This window comes from Nocardia goodfellowii, from assembly GCF_017875645.1.
In the GTDB taxonomy this organism is placed as follows: domain Bacteria; phylum Actinomycetota; class Actinomycetes; order Mycobacteriales; family Mycobacteriaceae; genus Nocardia; species Nocardia goodfellowii.
On the sequence record NZ_JAGGMR010000001.1, the window covers coordinates 4,504,820 to 4,522,238 of the forward strand.

At 67.4% G+C, this 17,419-nt stretch carries 20 protein-coding genes; 8 read left to right on the top strand and 12 right to left on the bottom strand.

Annotated features, from left to right (window positions below; genetic code table 11):
• Positions 1-44: 44 nt before the first annotated feature.
• The 3 genes from BJ987_RS20705 to BJ987_RS20715 form a co-directional block, all read right to left on the bottom strand.
• Positions 45-422, bottom strand: coding sequence for a DUF779 domain-containing protein (locus tag BJ987_RS20705; protein ID WP_245367316.1), 378 nt, complete (start codon positions 420-422; stop codon positions 45-47).
• Between the two features lie 89 nt (positions 423-511).
• The gene (gene adh / locus BJ987_RS20710; protein ID WP_209892649.1) at positions 512-2,029 is read right to left on the bottom strand and encodes an aldehyde dehydrogenase; all 1,518 of its coding nucleotides are present in this window, start codon (positions 2,027-2,029) and stop codon (positions 512-514) included.
• A gap of 79 nt (positions 2,030-2,108) precedes the next feature.
• Complete coding sequence (locus BJ987_RS20715) at positions 2,109-3,344, bottom strand: sigma-54-dependent transcriptional regulator family protein (protein ID WP_209892652.1); 1,236 nt, start codon at positions 3,342-3,344, stop codon at positions 2,109-2,111.
• A 230-nt stretch (positions 3,345-3,574) separates the two neighbouring features.
• Between BJ987_RS20715 and BJ987_RS20720 the strand changes: the two genes are divergently transcribed.
• Entirely contained in the window at positions 3,575-4,234 is a 660-nt protein-coding gene (locus tag BJ987_RS20720) for an MspA family porin (protein WP_209892655.1), read from the top strand.
• A 53-nt stretch (positions 4,235-4,287) separates the two neighbouring features.
• On the opposite strand, the gene BJ987_RS20725 is transcribed toward BJ987_RS20720, so the two are convergent.
• Positions 4,288-4,593, bottom strand: coding sequence for a hypothetical protein (locus tag BJ987_RS20725; protein ID WP_209892660.1), 306 nt, complete (start codon positions 4,591-4,593; stop codon positions 4,288-4,290).
• Between the two features lie 44 nt (positions 4,594-4,637).
• The gene (locus BJ987_RS20730) at positions 4,638-4,952 is read right to left on the bottom strand and encodes a nuclear transport factor 2 family protein (RefSeq protein ID WP_245366059.1); all 315 of its coding nucleotides are present in this window, start codon (positions 4,950-4,952) and stop codon (positions 4,638-4,640) included.
• Between the two features lie 225 nt (positions 4,953-5,177).
• Between BJ987_RS20730 and BJ987_RS20735 the strand changes: the two genes are divergently transcribed.
• The gene (locus tag BJ987_RS20735) at positions 5,178-6,011 is read left to right on the top strand and encodes an alpha/beta fold hydrolase (RefSeq protein WP_307869696.1); all 834 of its coding nucleotides are present in this window, start codon (positions 5,178-5,180) and stop codon (positions 6,009-6,011) included.
• On the opposite strand, the gene BJ987_RS20740 is transcribed toward BJ987_RS20735, so the two are convergent.
• From BJ987_RS20740 to BJ987_RS20755, 4 genes are all read right to left on the bottom strand, one after another.
• On the bottom strand, positions 5,977-6,468 hold the full coding sequence (locus BJ987_RS20740; RefSeq protein WP_209892665.1) for an anthrone oxygenase family protein: 492 nt from the start codon (positions 6,466-6,468) through the stop codon (positions 5,977-5,979). The two genes, BJ987_RS20735 and BJ987_RS20740, sit on opposite strands and share 35 nt — an antisense overlap.
• Positions 6,465-7,301, bottom strand: coding sequence for an SDR family oxidoreductase (locus BJ987_RS20745; RefSeq protein WP_209892666.1), 837 nt, complete (start codon positions 7,299-7,301; stop codon positions 6,465-6,467). The genes BJ987_RS20740 and BJ987_RS20745 overlap by 4 nt, the downstream gene beginning before the upstream one ends.
• Before the next feature lie 107 nt (positions 7,302-7,408).
• The gene (locus BJ987_RS20750; RefSeq protein ID WP_209892668.1) at positions 7,409-8,104 is read right to left on the bottom strand and encodes an LmeA family phospholipid-binding protein; all 696 of its coding nucleotides are present in this window, start codon (positions 8,102-8,104) and stop codon (positions 7,409-7,411) included.
• Between the two features lie 174 nt (positions 8,105-8,278).
• Positions 8,279-9,127 carry a helix-turn-helix transcriptional regulator gene (locus BJ987_RS20755; RefSeq protein WP_209892676.1) on the bottom strand — a complete coding sequence of 283 codons (849 nt, stop codon included), beginning with the start codon at positions 9,125-9,127 and terminating at the stop codon, positions 8,279-8,281.
• A 125-nt stretch (positions 9,128-9,252) separates the two neighbouring features.
• Here BJ987_RS20755 and BJ987_RS20760 point away from each other — a divergent pair, with 125 nt between their 5' ends.
• From BJ987_RS20760 to BJ987_RS20775, 4 genes are read left to right on the top strand one after another with little or no spacing between them, the layout of a single operon-like run.
• Entirely contained in the window at positions 9,253-9,948 is a 696-nt protein-coding gene (locus BJ987_RS20760; protein WP_307869697.1) for an SDR family oxidoreductase, read from the top strand.
• The gene (locus tag BJ987_RS20765; protein ID WP_209892682.1) at positions 9,945-10,430 is read left to right on the top strand and encodes a hypothetical protein; all 486 of its coding nucleotides are present in this window, start codon (positions 9,945-9,947) and stop codon (positions 10,428-10,430) included. The genes BJ987_RS20760 and BJ987_RS20765 overlap by 4 nt, the downstream gene beginning before the upstream one ends.
• Positions 10,431-10,486: 56 nt before the next feature.
• Positions 10,487-11,131, top strand: coding sequence for a TetR/AcrR family transcriptional regulator (locus BJ987_RS20770; protein WP_209892684.1), 645 nt, complete (start codon positions 10,487-10,489; stop codon positions 11,129-11,131).
• Positions 11,132-11,151: 20 nt separating this feature from the next.
• Positions 11,152-11,799, top strand: a complete 648-nt coding sequence (locus tag BJ987_RS20775) for an enoyl-CoA hydratase-related protein (protein ID WP_209892686.1) — start codon at positions 11,152-11,154, stop codon at positions 11,797-11,799.
• Here the strand turns inward: BJ987_RS20775 and BJ987_RS20780 are convergent.
• Positions 11,685-12,962 (bottom strand): MFS transporter, encoded by a 1,278-nt coding sequence (locus BJ987_RS20780; RefSeq protein WP_307869698.1) that lies wholly within the window; start codon positions 12,960-12,962, stop codon positions 11,685-11,687. The genes BJ987_RS20775 and BJ987_RS20780 overlap by 115 nt on opposite strands.
• A gap of 85 nt (positions 12,963-13,047) precedes the next feature.
• Between BJ987_RS20780 and BJ987_RS20785 the strand changes: the two genes are divergently transcribed.
• Positions 13,048-13,524: a winged helix-turn-helix transcriptional regulator gene (locus BJ987_RS20785; RefSeq protein WP_209892689.1), complete on the top strand. Its 477-nt coding sequence runs from the start codon at positions 13,048-13,050 to the stop codon at positions 13,522-13,524.
• A 119-nt stretch (positions 13,525-13,643) separates the two neighbouring features.
• Positions 13,644-15,929, top strand: a complete 2,286-nt coding sequence (locus BJ987_RS20790) for an ATP-binding cassette domain-containing protein (RefSeq protein ID WP_209892693.1) — start codon at positions 13,644-13,646, stop codon at positions 15,927-15,929.
• A gap of 1 nt (position 15,930) precedes the next feature.
• Here the strand turns inward: BJ987_RS20790 and BJ987_RS20795 are convergent, their stop codons facing one another.
• Positions 15,931-16,503: a putative glycolipid-binding domain-containing protein gene (locus BJ987_RS20795; protein ID WP_209892695.1), complete on the bottom strand. Its 573-nt coding sequence runs from the start codon at positions 16,501-16,503 to the stop codon at positions 15,931-15,933.
• 51 nt (positions 16,504-16,554) lie between these two features.
• The gene (locus BJ987_RS20800) at positions 16,555-17,382 is read right to left on the bottom strand and encodes a class I SAM-dependent methyltransferase (RefSeq protein WP_209892696.1); all 828 of its coding nucleotides are present in this window, start codon (positions 17,380-17,382) and stop codon (positions 16,555-16,557) included.
• Positions 17,383-17,419 lie beyond the last annotated feature (37 nt).

Here is a 17,419-nt window from a genome sequence, read left to right on the forward strand (position 1 = left end):
GGCGGTGAGGCTGCCAAGTACCTCATTGCCCGGCCATCGCCGGGTCAGGTGAGCTCGTCGGCTCCGGTTCGGGGCGGCGGCAAAGCCGCCAGGGTGGACAATTCGGCCTCGGTCAGCAGCCGGGACCGGATGATGAACCGCACTCCCTCGGGCGCCTCCAGCGAAAATCCGCTGCCGCGCCCTTCCACCACGTCGACCGTCAGATGGGTGTGCTTCCAGAGCTCGAACTGATCGCCGCTCATCCAGAACTCGGTATGCCAGGCCAGATGGCCCAATAGGACATCGGCCGCGCCGACCTGGAACTCGCGCGACGGGAAACACATCGGGGAACTGCCGTCGCAGCAGCCGCCGGACTGATGGAACAGCACCGGCCCGTGCTGTTCGATCAAGCGCCGCAACATCACCCGCGCCGCCTCCGTCATGCCCACCCGATGTACTCGCCCTACCCGCACCGTCGGCTGCACCTCCTTCCATCCCCCATGGCTATGCGTCTGACGCATCCGGTTCTGCATCAGAAGAACCCGAGCTTGGCCGGGGAGTAGCTGACGAGCAGGTTCTTGGTCTGCTGATAGTGCTCGAGCATCATCTTGTGGTTCTCCCGTCCTATGCCGGACTTCTTGTAGCCACCGAAGGCCGCGTGTGCCGGATAGGCGTGGTAGCAGTTGGTCCACACCCGGCCCGCCTTGATCGCACGGCCCATCCGGTAAGCGGTGTTCCCGTCCCGCGTCCACACGCCCGCGCCCAGCCCGTAGAGGGTGTCGTTGGCGATCCGGACCGCTTCCGCCGTGGTGTCGAAGCGGGTCACCGCCACCACCGGTCCGAATATCTCCTCCTGGAAGATGCGCATCGAGTTGTTGCCTTCGAAGATGGTCGGCTGGATGTAGTAGCCGCCGGGCAACCCCTCGACTTTGCGTGCTTCCCCTCCGGTGAGCACGCGTGCGCCTTCCTGGCGGCCGATGTCGATGTAGGACAGGATCTTCTCGTACTGGTCGTTGCTGGCCTGGGCCCCGAGCATGGTGCTGTCGTCGAGCGGGTTGCCGCCCTTGATCGCGCGGGTGCGTTCGACGCACCGTGCCAGGAACTCGTCGTAGATGGAGGAGTGGATCAGGGCGCGCGACGGGCAGGTGCACACCTCGCCCTGGTTCAGCGCGAACATCACGAAGCCCTCGACGGCCTTGTCCAGGAATTCGTCGTCGGCGGCCAGCACATCGGGCAGGAAGATATTGGGGCTCTTGCCGCCCAGTTCCAGGCTCACCGGAATGATGTTCTCGCTGGCGTACTGCAGGATCAGCCGGCCCGTGGTGGTCTCGCCGGTGAACGCCACCTTCGCGACCCGCGGGCTCGACGCCAAGGGTTTGCCTGCTTCCACGCCGAACCCGTTGACCACGTTGAGCACACCGGGAGGCAACAGGTCGGCGATCAATTCCACCACGAGCAGAATCGAGGCCGGGGTCTGTTCGGCGGGCTTGAGCACCACGCAGTTTCCGGCGGCCAAGGCGGGCGCCAGCTTCCAGGCGGCCATCAGGATCGGGAAGTTCCACGGGATGATCTGCCCGACGACACCCAGCGGCTCATGGAAGTGATAGGCGACGGTGTCGGCATCGATCTGCGCGACGCTCCCTTCCTGGGCGCGCAGCGCCCCGGCGAAATACCGGAAGTGATCGACGGCCAAAGGTAGGTCCGCGGCGAGGGTTTCGCGCACCGGTTTGCCGTTGTCCCAGGTTTCGGCGACCGCGAGCGGTTCGAGGCTGTTTTCGATCCGGTCGGCGATCTTGTTCAGGATGTTGGCGCGTTCGGTGGGCGAGGTGGCGGCCCAGCCTTCCGCGGCCCGATGCGCGGCCTCCAGGGCCATATCGACATCGGCCGCGCTGGAACGCGCCACCGCGCAGAAGGTTTCACCGTCCACCGGGGAGGGGTTGTCGAAATAACGGCCCTCGATGGGCGGGGCCCAATCACCCGCGATGAAGTTGTCGTACCGGGCGGCATAGCCGACGATGGCGTTGTCGGACCCTGGCTTGGCATAGATCATGGCGCTCGCTCGCTCCTCACGGAAACATCGTGCGGCCCACTATTACTTGCGAAGGTTGGAGCGAGGTTGGTGCGGGCGATCAGTGCCGCATCGCGGTGTGCAGGCGGGCGCTGACCACGGCCCGGCGAACGTCGTCCGGCGGCAGCAGACGCAGGGCGTGTTCGTGGATTTCGACATCGTCGGGCGCGCGTTCGCCGAAGGCCACCGCGTGCTCGGGGCGGTCGCTGGCCAGCACCGCGGTACGCACGCCGACATCGAGGTAGTTCCGCCACTCCAGTACGCCCGGTGTGTCGGAGCCGGGCAGCAGCGGGCCGCGGTAGAGCCAGACCGCGGCGCTGGTGTCGCCGGATTGGATGGCGGCCAGCAGGTCCACCGCGTCGCAGGACAGCGGTCCGGTCAGGGTGTAGCGGCGGTTGGCGATTTCGCCGCCGGTGGCCCGGCGCAGATGGGAGACATCGGCTTTCAGGGTGCTGGTGGAGACGGGACGATCGCCGTAGACGGCGGTGTGCAGCTGGTCCGGGGTGTAACCGTCGGGTTCCAGGGCGAGCAGCGCCAGGATCTCCAGCTGGCGCGGCGGCAAGGGGACCGGGCGGCCTTCTCTCAGTAGCCGTGCGGTGCCGAGGCATTCGAGGCGCACACCGGCCCGGGGCCCGGGTTCGGTGGTCCGCACCATGGTTTCGGCGGCGGTGACCAGCGCCCGCACCGAGGACATCACCGCCGGATGGGAGCGTTCCCAGCGGCTGGACAGGTCGAGCACGCCGAGCTGGCGGCCGTCGGGCCCGTGGATCGGCGCGGAATAGCAGACCCAGCCGTGCAGCGCGGCAACCAGGTGCTCGGCGGAGAACACCGTGGCCGGGCTGTCGGTGTGCAGGGCCAGCGACAAACCGTTGGTACCCATATGGCTTTCGTCCCAGCAGCCGCCCGGCGCGAAGTTCACCGATTCACCTTGCCGGCGAATGGTGCGATCGCCGCAGGTCCACACGATGGTGCCGGAGGTGTCGGTGACGGCCGCGACGTACCCGGCGTCCTTGGTGAGACCGCGCAACTGATCGGCTAGCGCCGTGATCGGCCCGCGCAGCGGCGATTCGGCCCAGCGGTCGACGGCGTCGTCCAGGCTCGGCGCCACGGTGCGCGCCGGGTCGACGGTGTGCAGCGAGCGCTGCCATGATTGCGCTACCTCATTGCGTAGCAACGACGTCCGAGGCGTGAGCCGGGCAGCGGTCGGTGTGGACGTGGCCCACCTGGACCATTCCTTTTCCAGTTCTGCCCGCTGCTGGGTGAGGGTGCGGAACAGGGCCACCTCGTCAAACCTCATCGTCGTAAGGATCGAGCGACTCACATTCGTGCTCACATCATGGCGTATGCATGCCTGCCGTGCGCGACTTTCCCTGTCCGGCCACCTGAACCGGACGACACGCGGTACCCAAACGCGCTAGCAGTAAACGTCCGGCTATTCTTTTGCCCGCCGCTTGCGACTCGAAAGGGGTCAGCGTCAGCACAGCTCTACCTCAGCTCGATTCACTCTCGAACGTACTAAGGGAGCACATGATCAGCAGGCAGGGTCGGAACAGCCACGCGCGCAAGGCCTTCGTGACGGGTGTGCTCGTGTTCGCCGGATGGTGCGGCGCACCGGCGGCCGCGGCGGAAACCTTTCTCGCCCTACCGGACCGCAAGATCACCCGTGATCTAGGGGAGGGCACCGGAATCACGGTGCGCGTCAGCGGCGAGTCCGCCAAGCTCAACCCGGGATCGGTCGCGGGGCGCCGCAACCTGTGGGTGAGCGGGCGCGCCGGGGTCGAGGTTACCGGCCCGGACGCGGCGAAGGCGGCGACGAAGATCTACCCCGGCTATGTCGTTGCCTGCCAAGCCGATATCGACGCATTGTCGGCGGTCGGCAACAGCGCGGTGGCGTTGGCGCCGACCGACGCGCCCGAGCGCTCCCGGATGATCACCCTCGCCGCCGGGCGCACCCTCGCGCGCTATCTGCTGGATATCCGGCCGCGCGAATCGAGTTCGGCGCCGGGCCGGGTGTATCACCAGGTGGTCGGCCGGGAGGGGAGCGTCACCTGGACCGACGAACCATTCAGCATCGACGGGTGCGGCGGCGGCACCGCGCGGGCCCGGTCGTTCGTGCGGGTGGACATCAGCACCGCGCGGGCCGAGTCGCGGGTGACGCTGTGGGGCGAGCCCTTCAATATCGGATGACGCGAGCGGCGCCCGTCCGGGTGGACGGGCGCCGCGGCAGTGTTCCGGAGGCCTTACTTATTGACGAAGATGCCGGCCACGTCGGCGTTCTTGATCGGGGTCTGGGTGTTGCGCTGGGCGCCGCAGAGCAGATCCACCGAGATGAGCGTCGCGTCCACCACGGTGCCGGCGGGTTCGTTCTGCTCGCCGGTCTGCTGTTTGACGAACTTGGTGATCGTCATCCGCTTGGTGTCCTGGTCCTGGGTCACGTACTCGCTGCAGGGGGTGTCGCCGCCGCGGTTCAGCGCCTTCTCGACGTCGGTGCAGCCACTGAGCAGCACGGCGACCGCCGCAACCGCGAAACCGGTGCCTGCGTTCATTTTTCCTCCTGGTGACCTGGGCCGGACAGCCCCACGAGCCTAGATCAAGCCTGCCCCGTCTCGAAGCGGCTGATCTTTCCGTCGCGCACCACGAATCGCCAGTTGGTGCGCATCGAACCCCAACGCGAATTGGTGTAGTCCGCCACCAATTCGCGTCCGCTGTCGGCCACGGATTCGACTTTCATCCGGCCGTTGCTGTCGAAGATTTCCCGGGAGGTCCACTGGCCGATATTGCGCGTGACTCCGTCGTCGGACATGGTCGCGTCTTCGGCGAGCAAGGAGAACAACCGATCGTGGTCATGTGCGTTGAGTGCGTCGACGAACTCTCCGACCACGGGATCCAGTTGCGGTGCGGTCATCTGATCAACCCTTCGAATCGGCGTGCGCGGGGTATGAGCAGCTAATATTCAGCACTCACTGTAGGCGCAGAAAGCTGTTAACCCATCGCGACGCGGCGGACGACGGTGCGTAATCGCGCCGCGATCCGCGGTCCGGAATGATCTTCGCGTGATGGGGTATCGCGCGAGGAAGTGATCATCCGGAATAGAGCGAGGTCTCCTATGAGCGCAGTCCGCCATTGCCGTGTGACAGTGGACGGAATCGACACCTTCTATCGCGAGGCCGGTCCGTCCGACGGGCCGATTGTGCTGCTGCCGCACGGATATCCGTCGTCGTCTTTCGAATTCCGCGATCTGATGCCCGCGCTGGCCGACCGCTGGCGAACGATAGCGCCCGATTTCCCCGGTTTCGGCTACAGCGCCGCGCCTGCGGATTTCTCCTACACTTTCGACGGCTATTCCGAGTTTCTGCGCCGCTTCACCGAGGTGCTCGGCCTGCGCGACTACGTGATATATCTGCACGACTACGGGTCGCAGTTCGGATTGCGGCTGGCGATGGCGGCACCGAAACAGGTGCGCGGGCTGGTCATCCAGAACGGCGACATCTACGAGGATCAGCACGGCCCGAAATACGCTCCGCTCAAGCGATTCTGGAACAACCCGACCGAGGAGGGTAAGGCCGAGCTGGCCGCGGCGGTCAGCCTGGAGGGCTTTCGCGGTGAATTCCTCGGGGAACTGCCCGAAGATCTCGCCGCCCACGTCAGCCCCGACCTGTGGACCCTGGCCTGGGCGGTGACCAACACCCCCGAACGCCGCGCCCACCTGGTGGATCTGCTCGCCGACCAACGCCACACCGTCGCCTGGTTCACCCGCCAGCAGGAGTACCTCCGCGAGCATCGCCCGCCCACGCTCCTGGTCTGGGGCCGGCACGACGGTTATATGCCCGAGGGTGCGGCACGGGCCTACCACCGCGACCACCCCGGCGCCGAACTCCACATTCTCGACGGCGGCCACTGGCTGCTGGAAACGCATCTGGCCGAGGTCGTCAGCCTGCTGCGGGACTTCCTCGACCGCTGCTGACGGTGTGGCCGGGCAGCACGGCGCCCACGGCCAGCAACCCGAAGGCAAGGACCGCGGCCGCCGTCCGGACGGCATGCGCGACTTGCCAGCGGTCCCGCACCTCCGACCAGTCGGCGGGTGGCGAGTCGACGTCCCACGCGAGCTGGTCGGCATTGATCGGAAGATTGACCACCACGGTCAGACCGAAGACGAAGATGAGCAGCGCGAGCGCCGCCACGGCCGGTCCTCGCGTGTTCGTCCGGAAAACCCGGAAGACCAGGAACGCGGTCGCGAGCACCGCGGGAACGAGCGTGCCGACGGCGAGGCGGTCCAGCGAGTCCAGCTCGACCAGCCGGACCTGGGTGTAGACCGAGGCGTCGAAACTGCGCAGGGAAAACTCCAGGACCAGGACACCGAGCAGGAACCCGGCGAAGAGTCCGCTGAACAGCAAACTGACCGAGCGGGCGTACTTCGTCACGACCACGCTCCGGCGTGATCGGCGGCCCACGTGGCGAAGGTGCGGGCGGGACGGCCGAGAATCGTCGCCACCTCGGTCGTCACTATCGCGGGCCGATCCATCTCGCGGCGGTAGCGGGCCAAGAGCGCCTGAACGAACCGTTCGTCGAGGCCCGCTCGGGCCATGCCTTGCGCGGCTACGTCAGCCGGGACCTCCTCGAACCGCAGCGGGCGGCCCAGGGCCGTGCCGAGGATCGCGACCATGTCGTCCAGACGCAGCGCTTCGGGTCCGGTGAGGGGGATCGTCCGGCCGAGCAGTGCGTCGTCCACCAGCGCGCGGGCGATCACCTCGGCGACGTCGCGCTCGTCGATCACGGCCTCGGCGAATCCGGCGTACGGACCACGGATGGTGTCACCGAAACCGGCTTGCGCACGCCACATCCCGAGCGTGTTCGTCGCAAAGGAGCTGGGCCGCACCGCGACCCACGGCAGGGTGCTCGCGCGGACCGCCTGTTCCACCTCGGTGTTCCGGTCGCCGTTGAAACGCGAGGGCTGGTGGCCGGGCTCGTCCTCGACATTGATCGCCGACATCACGACCACCTTCCGCACGCCTTCTTCGGTCGCGACCCGCAGCAGCTTCTCGGTGTCGTCCTTGGCCGCGCGGGGGTGCACGAAGAGTCCGTGGCATCCGCTCAGTGCCCGGCGGATCGTCTCGGGCGCGACGACTTCCACGCCGGTGGGAAAGGAAGCGTTCTGCGGGTCGCGGGTCACGGCCCTGACTTCGACGCCCGCGGTGAGCAGGGCGTCGACGAGCGGGCGGCCGACAGTGCCGGTCGCTCCGGTTACGAGGTACATGGGAAGTCCATTCGGTTGTCGTGTAATACGAGAACCGTAACATATTAATTTGAGTTACATATCATATGCATGACGTAACACTGGGCGGTCGGTGCCACCGCGGCTTCTTACGGGAGGTCGGAAAAGTGCACGTCCTGCGCCTCGGCGGTGACCAGCAGGCCGTTCGGGCCCGGCGTTATCGCCGTCAGTCGCGCGCCCAGCGGTAACCGCTGCAACGGCACGGTGAAGGTGAGGGTCCGGCGCAGCAGCGCCAGGGAGATCGTCGGGCCGCCCGCAGCGGCCTGAACGGAGACCGGGGTGACCTCGAAGCCATTGTCGGCGGGCGCGACGGTGACCACGACCGTGGCGGGGATCGGGACACCTTCGACCGAGAACGTTCCGGTGACCCGCAGCCCATCCGGGCTGTGCGAGATCGACTCGGTTCCCGACGGCGCGAAGCCCCGCACGGTCTCGTAGGGCACCAGGGCGGTCGCCCTCGCCGTGGCCGCGACCAGATTCGATGTCCGGCCGCCCAGCAGGTCGCTCAGCGGCGCGGTGACCTCGGTCAGTGCGACGTCGAGGTCGCGCACGGAGATGTCCTGCTCGCGCCAATCACCGACCTGGATCCGAACATCGGGATAGCGGCCGTCGACAGCCTGCGTCAGGAACGGGAAGCCGCGAATATCGACGCTCGGTTCCCGCTGCAGGTTGTACTCGGCGGCGATCTTGCGGCCGATCTCGTTCTGCGCCATGATCACCGCGACCCGGTCGCCGGCGACCAGCGCGAGCCCCAGCACGACGATTGCCATCAGTAATGCGCGCATGCGCTCACCCGCTCAGCCATCCCACCATCATGCTGGGTATCGCGCCCGGCCGTCGGCCATACGCCTCGGCGCACTCGCTCATGGCGGACGCGCGAGCCCCCTGTCCACCGCAGGTCCAGCGGCTTACACGGCCGGGATCAGCGGCGTTCCCGCTCGACGGTTTACGGTGACAAATCAGCTCACTGAGCTGAACCGTTCGATTCCGGTGCTCCGGAGCAGTTCGAGAGCCGAGGCGGATGGTGTTCCGGGTGCCGCGGAGTAGACGACCACCGTCTGGTCGGCTTCGGGTACCAGCAGGGCATCGCAGTCGAGGGTGAGGGTGCCCAGGACGGGATGGGTCAGGGTGGTGGTGAGGCTGCGCAGCTGTCCGGAGCGTCCGGCGCGCCACAGGTCGTCGAATCGCGCGCTGCCCGTGCGCAGTTCGCTGATCAGCCGCGCGAGTTCGGGATCCTTCGGATATTTGGACTGCACCGTGCGCAGGCAGCCGACGCAGTCGACAGCGTTGGACGCCTCCTCCGCCGGTGTCATGGTGAGCCGATCGAGTCCGGTGCCGAGGAACCGCTGCCACATGATGTTGCGCTGGGCGGGCGGCTGCTCGGCGAAGTCGCCGAACAGGGTCGAGGCCAGCGAATTCCACGCCAGCACATCGGATTTGGCGGACAGGACCAGGGCGGGCAGATCGGCCATGCGATCCAGCAGGCGCAACACGCTGGGCCGGATCGCGAGCGGAATGCGCCCGGCCTGGGGCGGCCCGGAGCCGGCGAGCCGGAAGATCAGATCCCGATCGGAGTCGCTCAACCGCAGCGCCCGCGACAAAGCCCCCAGGACCTGATCGGACGGTTTCGGCCCGCGTCCTTGCTCGAGCCGGACCACGTAATCGACACTCAGCCCCGCCAGCTGAGCGACCTCCTCGCGTCGCAATCCCGGGACCTGCCTGCGGGATCCGCCCGGCAACCCCACCTCGATGGGTTCGACGCGCGCCCGCGCGGTGCGCAGCACCATGGCCAATTCGGCTCTGTCCACCGTCCCATCGTGCCGTAGGACCGGCGGTTGGGGGTGGTACCGCCGGTCCTACGCTTCGACGGCCCTGGAGCCGGCCGGTCGCCGGCGCGAGGCTGAACCGCATGACGACAAGGACGATTGCTCTGGTGACCGGAGCGAACAAGGGGCTCGGACGCGAAACCGCCCGCCGGCTGGCCGAATCCGGCTGGGACGTCTTCCTCGCCGCGCGCGACACCGCGCGCGGCACCCGGGCGGTGGCCGAACTGGCGGCGGAGGGATTGTCGGCCCGCTTCGTCGCCGTGGACGTGACCTCCGATGAATCGGTGGCGGCGGCGGCCGAAACGGTGCGGGCCTACGCGGGCCGGCTCGATGTGCTGATCAACAACGCGGGCGTCGGCGGCCCGAGCTCGGCACCGGCCGACACGCGCGTCGATGATGTGCGAGAAGTCTTCGACACCAATGTTTTCGGGCCGATCCGTATGGTTCACGCCTTCCTGCCGCTGCTGCGTGCCTCCGGCCATCCGCGCATCGTCATGGTGTCCTCCGGCATGGGCTCGGTGGCGACCGTCACCGACCCGAGCTGGCAAGACCTGCTGCCGCCCACGCTGGGTTATCCCGCGACCAAAGCAGCGCTGAACATGCTCACCACCATGTATGCCCGTGGCTTGCGTGATATCCGGATCAATGCGGTCGACCCGGGATATACCGCGACAGACCTCAACGGCCACAACGGCTTTCACACTGTCGCCGAAGGCGCGGAGGCTATCGTCGAACTGGCCTCGATCGGTCCGGACGGACCCACCGGTGGCTTCTTCGACCGGAACGGAACCGTGCCGTGGTGAGGGACGCGGTGGTCGTCCTGACACTGTCGGGCTGGCTTATGGCACTGTTCGTCTACGCCGCAGGACCGGAGGATCATCCAGTGGAACAACAGACTTCGAGCAACACGACCGTCTTGTCGATCGGTCTGCATCCCGGTGCCGTCGACTACAGCCGCTATCCGGGTCTGGACGAAGCGGCACTCACCGCTCGTATCGAGGCCGGGGAAGCCGCGCTGCGGGCCGCCGGATTCGACCTCGTGTCCTGCCAAGTGCCCGCCGACCCGGACGCCGCCGAGGCGAAGCTGCGCGAGTGCGCCTCGGGCGGTGCGTTCCGGGTTGCCATGATCGGGGCGGGGGTGCGGATGGCACCTGAGCACACGTTGCTGTTCGAACGTCTCGTGAACGTGGTGACCGAGGTCGTCCCTGGAATCCGGCTGTGCTTCAACACCGCACCGGAGACGACCATCGACGCCCTGCGCCGCTGGGTGCGGCCCGCGGAGTAGCGGGAGAACCGCCCTCGGCTTGCATAACAGAGCATCTGCTCTGTTATGCTTCGGTCATGCCCCGCCCGCGCACCCACGACCTGGATCGGCTGCTGGACACCGCTGAAACGATCGCGGTGGAATCCGGCGCCGCCGCGGTCACCGTCCGCGCCCTCGCGCAGGCCACCTCCGTCTCCAACGGCGCCATCTATCACGCGTTCGGATCGCGAGCGGGACTGATGGGCCAGGTCTGGCTGCGCGCGGCCCGGCGATTCCTGGAAATGCAGCGCGACGCCGTCGACCACGCGCTGGCCGCGGGTCCGGCACCGCGGCACGCCATCGAAGCGGTCGTGGCCGCGGCCGACGCGCCCGCGGAATATCTACTGCGGCATCCTATTTCCGGTCGATTCCTGCTGACTGTGGACCGTGCGGCCCTGCTGGGGGAGAGCGATCTTCCGCCCGAATCGGCCACTGAGCTGGCGTCGCTCGACAACGCCCTGACCGCGCTGTTCCTCCGGCTCGCGCGCGGGATGTGGAACCGCGCCGACCGCGAGGCGGTCGCGGTCATTCGGGACTGCGTGGTCGAACTGCCCACCGCGCTGCTGCTGCGCGGGCACCGCGCGCCCGAACCGGCCGTGCGCGAACGACTGGCCACAGCGGTGCGAGCCGTCCTGACCCTCACCCCTCCCGAACCGGCTCCGTCCGGCGATCCGGCCGCTTGATCCGAACGAAAGGCACCACCATGACCACACAACTGACCTACCGCGACAAGATCGCCGTGCTACACCTCGGCGACGACGAAAACCGGTTCTCCCCGGCCTGGCTCGACAGCCTCGAAGCCCACCTGGCCGCGGTCGAAGCCGGTGCGCACGGCCTGGTGACCGTCGGCGCCGGAAAGTTCTACTCCAACGGCTTGGACCTGGATTTCCTGATGGCCAACGGTGACCGGGCGGGCTGGTACGTCGAGCGAGTGCAGAGCCTGTTCGCCCGGATCCTGACCTTCCCGATGCCCACCGTGGCCGCGGTCAACGGTCACAGCTTCGGCGCCGGGGCGATGCTGGCGATCGCGCACGACTATCGCGTCATGCGCGAGGACCGCGGCTACTACTGCTTCCCCGAGGTCGATATCAACATCCCGTTCACCCCCGGCATGGCCGCCCTGATCCAGGCCAAGCTCGGTCCGCAGGCGGCGATCACCGCGATGACCACCGGTCACCGATACGGCGGCGCCGCGGCGCTCGCGGCGGGGCTGGTCGACGAAACCGCTACCGAGGATCAACTTCTCGACCGCGCGGTCGAGCGCCTGACCCCGCTGCTCGGCAAAAACCCCGACACGGTCCGGGCGATCAAGTCGACCATGTTCGCCTCCGTCGTCGAAGCACTGCGATAACGGCCGGTGATCTGGGCCTGTGCCCACAGGGCCAGTGCGGCGAGTGCGTAGGCCGCGCCGATCCAGCAGCAGGCCTGCCACCCCCACGTGCTGTAGGCCCAGGTCGTCGTGAGCGCGCCGAGGGCGGAGCCGAGTGAATAGCAGGTCATGTAAGCGCCCAGCACACTCGCGGCGCGTTCGGGATGGGCTCGGGCCAGTAGATGCTGACTGCTGACATGGACTGCTTGGACGGCGAAATCGAGCAGCACGATGCCGAGGACCAGCAGCCACAGGGTGCTCGCGGTGTGGGCGATGAGCAGCCAGGAAGCGGTGAGCAAGGCCAGTGCGGAACCGGTAATCGCTTGCGCGTGACCGGAATCGGCCCAACGTCCCGCGCGGACGGCGCCGAGTGCTCCGGCCAGGCCCGCTAACCCGAACAGGCCGATCTGCGTGGTGCCGAGATGCCAGGGGGCGGCCCCGAGGGGGAGGGCGAGCCCGCTCCAGAGCACGCCGAAGGACGCGAAGAGGAAGAAGGCGATCAGTCCCCGGTTCCGGAACAGGCGGTCCGTGCGCGCGAGCCGTCCCATCGACGCCAGCGTTTGCCGGTATCGCATACCGGGTGTTCGCCGGTCCGCATCCAGTGTGCTGCGCGCGAGGACGGCCAGCGCCAGGCAGAGCACCGCGAGCAGCGCGTACACCGGACGCCAGCCGACGGTGTCGCCCAGAACGCCCGCGACGACGCGGCCGCCGAGTATGCCGATCACTACGCCGGAGGTGACCGCGCCGATGTCGCGCCCGCGCTCACTCGGTCCCGACAGCGCGGCGACATAGGCGACGGCCACCTGGACGACGACAGCGAAGCAGCCCGCGACAGCTAAACCCGCCACCGCGACGGCGAAATTCGGGGCGACCGCCGCCACCGCCGCGCCAACCGCGACCAGGATGAGATGCCCGGTGATGAGTCGGCGCCGATCCACCACGTCACCGAGCGGAACCAAGAGGACGAGACCGGCGAAGTAGCCGATCTGCCCGGCCGCCACCAGCGCGCCGAGCGACCCGTGTGCCGCAGCCAGATCGGCGCCCGCTGATTCGAGGACCGGCTGGATCGCATAGATCGCCGAGACGGCCACCGCGCACACCAGCGCCAAAACCGTTCGCTGGGTTGTCGTTACTCCCGGCTCCACAACGCCTCCATATTGGTAGCAAAACGCAACCAATCGACCGTAGGGCATAATGGTCTCGAATTGCAACCAATCCGAAGGCGGGTTCATGGTCTCGACGCTGGGCTCCGACCGTGAGTGGACCGACCCCACCTGTCCGGTGGCGCGAACCGTCGACCTCGTGGGCGACCGGTGGAGCCTGCTGATCGTGCGGGACGCTATGGACGGCGCGACCAGCTTCACCGAATTCCAGCAGCGGCTCGGCATCGCCAAGAACATCCTCACCGACCGGCTGCGCAGGCTCGTCGACCACGGAATCCTCACCACGCGAACGGCGCCCGGCGGTAGGCGGCACAACTACGAACTCACCGAAGCCGGACAGGATCTCTTCACTGTCATCGTGGGCTTGCGTCAATGGGGAGAGCGCCACGCCTTTGCCGACGGGGAGGCGCATTCGACACTGGTCGATCGTGACGGCCGCGTGGTCGCCCGGCTGCACCCCGAGAACCGTGCCGGAAAGCGCCTCACCGCGGCGACGACCCGAGTTCGGAAGGTGGGCGCGCGGGAGTCGCCGCCCGAGTCGTGAGCCGCTGCGCGGCAAAGATTTTGGCGACATAGCACTTATCGATGCATGACGGCCATGTATGTGATTTACATCACTCTGCACCGCATATTTTGTCGGTACTCCATGGCATGGTGTTCGGCATGCCTTCTACCGATTCCGCCGTACCCGACGCCGCCGTCATTCGGATCCTCGGCGCCCGTGAGCACAACCTGCGCAATGTGTCGCTGGAGATCCCCAAGAACAAGATCACTGTGTTCACCGGTGTTTCCGGCTCCGGCAAGTCCTCGATCGTTTTCGACACCATCGCCGTGGAATCGCAGCGGCAGCTCTACGCCACCTTTCCCGCGTTCATCCTGAACTTCCTGCCGCGCTACGAGCGGCCGCATGCCGAGGCGATCGAGGGCTTGAACGCGCCGGTGATCATCGACCAGCAGCCGGTGGGCGGCGGGCCCCGGTCGACGGTCGGCACGATGACCGATATCTATTCGATGGTGCGGGCGATGTTCGCGCGGTTCGGCGCACCCTCCTCCGGGCTGGTCTACGACTATTCGTTCAATGTGCCGCAGGGCATGTGCCCCGACTGTGACGGGCTGGGGTTCCGGGCGCAGGCCGATCCGGACCGGTTGGTGGACCGGAACAAGTCGCTCAACGAGGGCGCGATCCTGTTGCCGGGATACGCGCCGGGCAGCGGTGATTGGCAGTTGTACGGGAACTCGGGCCGGTTCGATCTGGACAAGAAGCTGGCCGACTACTCCGAGGCGGAATGGCAGGACTTCCTGTACGGCAGCGGCGGCCAGGTGGAGTTGACCTTCGCCAAGGGCTCGTGGAAGGCGAATTACGAAGGGCTGGCGGCGAAGTTCACCCGCACCCGGCTGCAACGCGACACCTCGGCGCTCAGTGAAAAGACGCGCGAGCAGATCGCGAAGTTCCTCACCGAAGGCGTCTGCACCACCTGCGACGGAGCCCGGCTCAGCGCGCCGGCGCTCGCCACGAAGATCAACGGCCGCAATATCGCCGAATGGTCGCGAATGCAGATCACCGATCTGCTGGCGGTGCTGGCGGAGATCACCGACCCGGGCGCGGTCGGCCTGGCCGACGCGATCCGCACCGCGCTGCAACGCGTCATCGATATCGGACTGGGCTACCTGAGTCTGGACCGCGCGACCTCGACGCTGTCCGGCGGTGAGGGCCAGCGGCTCAAGATGATCAAGCACCTGTCCTCCACCTTGATCGGCCTCACCTACATCTTCGACGAACCGAGCGTCGGCCTGCACCCGCGCGACGTCGGCCGGCTGAACGATCTGCTGCGTGCCCTGCGCGACAAGGGCAATACCGTGCTGGTGGTCGAGCACGATCCCGATGTCATCCAGATCGCCGATCACATCGTCGATGTCGGCCCGCGCGCGGGCGTGCACGGCGGCGAGGTGGTGTTCCAGGGAAGTTTCGACGAATTGCGGCACGCCGATACACCCACCGGCGCGGGGCTGCGCCGGCCGTTCCGGGTCAAGGAGTCCTTCCGAAAAGCCAACGGCGAGTTGCTGATCGAGCACGCCGACGTGCACAACCTGAAAGACGTGACGGTCGCGATCCCGACCGGCATCCTCACCTCGATCACCGGTGTCGCCGGATCGGGCAAGAGTTCGTTGATCCGGGATGTGTTCGTGCGCGAGCACCCGGAGGCGATCTTCGTCGACCAGTCGGCCATCGGCGCCTCCTCGCGCTCGACGCCGGCCACCTATCTCGGCCTGATGGATCCGATCCGGAAACTGTTCGCCAAGGCGAGCGGCCAGACTCCCGGCCTGTTCAGCTTCAACTCCGATGGCGCCTGCAAACAGTGCGAGGGCCGCGGCGTGATCATCACCGAGATCGCCTACATGGATCCGGTCACCACGCACTGTGACGCCTGCGACGGCCGCCGCTTCTCCGACGAGGTGCTGGTGCATCAGTTGCGCGGCAAGTCGATCGCCGACGTTCTGGAACTCTCGGCCGAGGAAGCGTTGGAGTTCTTCACCGAGAAGGCGCTGAACGCCAAGCTGCGCACCATGAACGAGGTCGGCCTCGACTATCTGAGCCTCGGCCAGGCCATGAGCACGCTCTCGGGCGGCGAACGCCAGCGCATCAAACTGGCCACCCAGCTGGGCAACACCGGATCGATCTACGTGCTCGACGAACCGACCACCGGCCTGCACATGTCCGATGTCGACACCCTGCTCGCCCTGATGGACAACCTCGTCGAGCGCGGCAACACCGTCATCGTGATCGAACACAACCTCGACGTCGTCGCGCACTCCGACTGGGTGATCGACCTCGGCCCCGACGGCGGCAAGGCCGGTGGCGAAATCGTCTGCACCGGTACCCCCGCCGACCTGCTCACCCACCCCACCTCGCTGACCGGCGAGTACCTGCGCAAGTACAAGGCGGCGTAGCTCAGGGCCGCAGGCGTCGTCCGATCGAGGGATAGTTTTCGACGAGGCCGTCCGCGCCGAAAACTATTTCCTCGGTGAAGCGTTCGCTGGCGTACTCGACGACATCGGGGCGGACGTGGCGGTAGGTCTGCCGGGACGGAATCACCACGAGGGCCGGGACGGAGACCCAGGCCATGAGGTGTTCGGCCGCGCCGCCGCGCAGGAAGCCGCCGCGCAGGACCGGCATGGTGTTGGTCAGCGGGGACAGGCCGAGGTCGCAGTCGAGCGCGCCGGTGACGGCGGCCGGGTCGCCGCCGGGTGGCGGAAGGTCCACCCGGCCTTCGGCTTCCACGTTGATCGTCCAGCGGCCGGCCGGATTGTTGATCAACTCCAGCGAGCGGGTCCAGCCGGTACCGGAGGTGGTAACGAACAGCCGCTCGGTGATCCACCGGGCACCGGTCGTGAGCTCGAATTCCAGCCGGTAGGGCAGTGGATCACCGCCGATCGCCGTCCCGGTCGCGTGCAGGCGGTCCGCACCGAGTTCGACCTCGGCCAGTTCGGCGCCTTCCGGTTTCACCCATACGATGGCAGTCATCTCGTCGACGCTAGTTCGAAGACGCGATGCCAGGGCGGGTTTGGCGAGAGCTCAGACGTGCGCGCTGAGCATCCAGCAGGCGGCGGTGTAGCGCACCTCGTCGCCGTGCACGAAGGGGTCGAAGGCGGGCCGGACGGTTTCGACGACGCGGGCGCGGGTGGCTTCGTCCACCCCGGCCAGGTGCATACCGACGGGGCCGAGGGTGGAGAAGTACCAGGTCAGCACCTCTTCGGGCATGACGCATTCGACGTCGATCGGGTCGACGGCGATGTCGGTCCAGCCGCTGTCGCGCAAAATGCGGGCGGTGCGGTCGCCGTCCGCGAGGCCGAATTGCCCGGGGGCGTCCGGGATTCGGGCGGGGAGGTCGGGCAGGAGCGGGGCCGCGGCGCGTTCGGCCGCGGTCATGAAGGGGTTTTCCGCGACGTCGCGCCAGACGACGCAGCGCAGCTCGCCGGTGGCGGCGCGGCGCAGGTTCGTGAAGGCCCGCACCGGGTTCTCGAAGAACATGACGCCGAAGCGGGACATGATCAGGTCGAAGTTCGGTTCGAAGGAATGTGTCTGCGCGTCGGCCCGCAGGAAGGTGGCGCGAGTGTCGTGCTGGGCGGCTCGGGCCTGGGCGGCGGCGATCATCGGCTCCGAGATGTCCACGCCGAGTACCTGACTCGACCCGAGGGCCGCGGCGACGGCGAGCGTGGTGCCGCCGGTGCCGCAGCCGACGTCGAGCACCTGCCGGGGGGACAGGGCGCGAGCCGTGTCGACCAATATTTCCTCGAACGGCCGCAGTACCGCATCGACCACGTGCTGGGCCTCGACCCAGGCGTTCCCCGCCGGTCCGTTCCAGCGTGACTGCTGGTCTTCATTTCGCTGCTTGGCATCCATGCCTAAACTGTGTCAATTCAAGTCGACTCGAGGTCAA

Coding starts and splice junctions, on each gene's coding strand:
- BJ987_RS20785 (WP_209892689.1), top strand. CDS start 13,048: ATGGTCTCGACGCTGGGCTCCGACCGTGAGTGGACCGACCCCACCTGT.
- BJ987_RS20750 (WP_209892668.1), bottom strand. CDS start 8,104: ATGCGCGCATTACTGATGGCAATCGTCGTGCTGGGGCTCGCGCTGGTC.
- BJ987_RS20790 (WP_209892693.1), top strand. CDS start 13,644: ATGCCTTCTACCGATTCCGCCGTACCCGACGCCGCCGTCATTCGGATC.
- BJ987_RS20725 (WP_209892660.1), bottom strand. CDS start 4,593: ATGAACGCAGGCACCGGTTTCGCGGTTGCGGCGGTCGCCGTGCTGCTC.
- BJ987_RS20745 (WP_209892666.1), bottom strand. CDS start 7,301: ATGTACCTCGTAACCGGAGCGACCGGCACTGTCGGCCGCCCGCTCGTC.
- BJ987_RS20800 (WP_209892696.1), bottom strand. CDS start 17,382: ATGGATGCCAAGCAGCGAAATGAAGACCAGCAGTCACGCTGGAACGGA.
- BJ987_RS20705 (WP_245367316.1), bottom strand. CDS start 422: ATGACGGAGGCGGCGCGGGTGATGTTGCGGCGCTTGATCGAACAGCAC.
- BJ987_RS20795 (WP_209892695.1), bottom strand. CDS start 16,503: ATGACTGCCATCGTATGGGTGAAACCGGAAGGCGCCGAACTGGCCGAG.
- adh (WP_209892649.1), bottom strand. CDS start 2,029: ATGATCTATGCCAAGCCAGGGTCCGACAACGCCATCGTCGGCTATGCC.
- BJ987_RS20770 (WP_209892684.1), top strand. CDS start 10,487: ATGCCCCGCCCGCGCACCCACGACCTGGATCGGCTGCTGGACACCGCT.
- BJ987_RS20720 (WP_209892655.1), top strand. CDS start 3,575: ATGATCAGCAGGCAGGGTCGGAACAGCCACGCGCGCAAGGCCTTCGTG.
- BJ987_RS20775 (WP_209892686.1), top strand. CDS start 11,152: ATGACCACACAACTGACCTACCGCGACAAGATCGCCGTGCTACACCTC.
- BJ987_RS20730 (WP_245366059.1), bottom strand. CDS start 4,952: ATGACCGCACCGCAACTGGATCCCGTGGTCGGAGAGTTCGTCGACGCA.
- BJ987_RS20715 (WP_209892652.1), bottom strand. CDS start 3,344: ATGAGGTTTGACGAGGTGGCCCTGTTCCGCACCCTCACCCAGCAGCGG.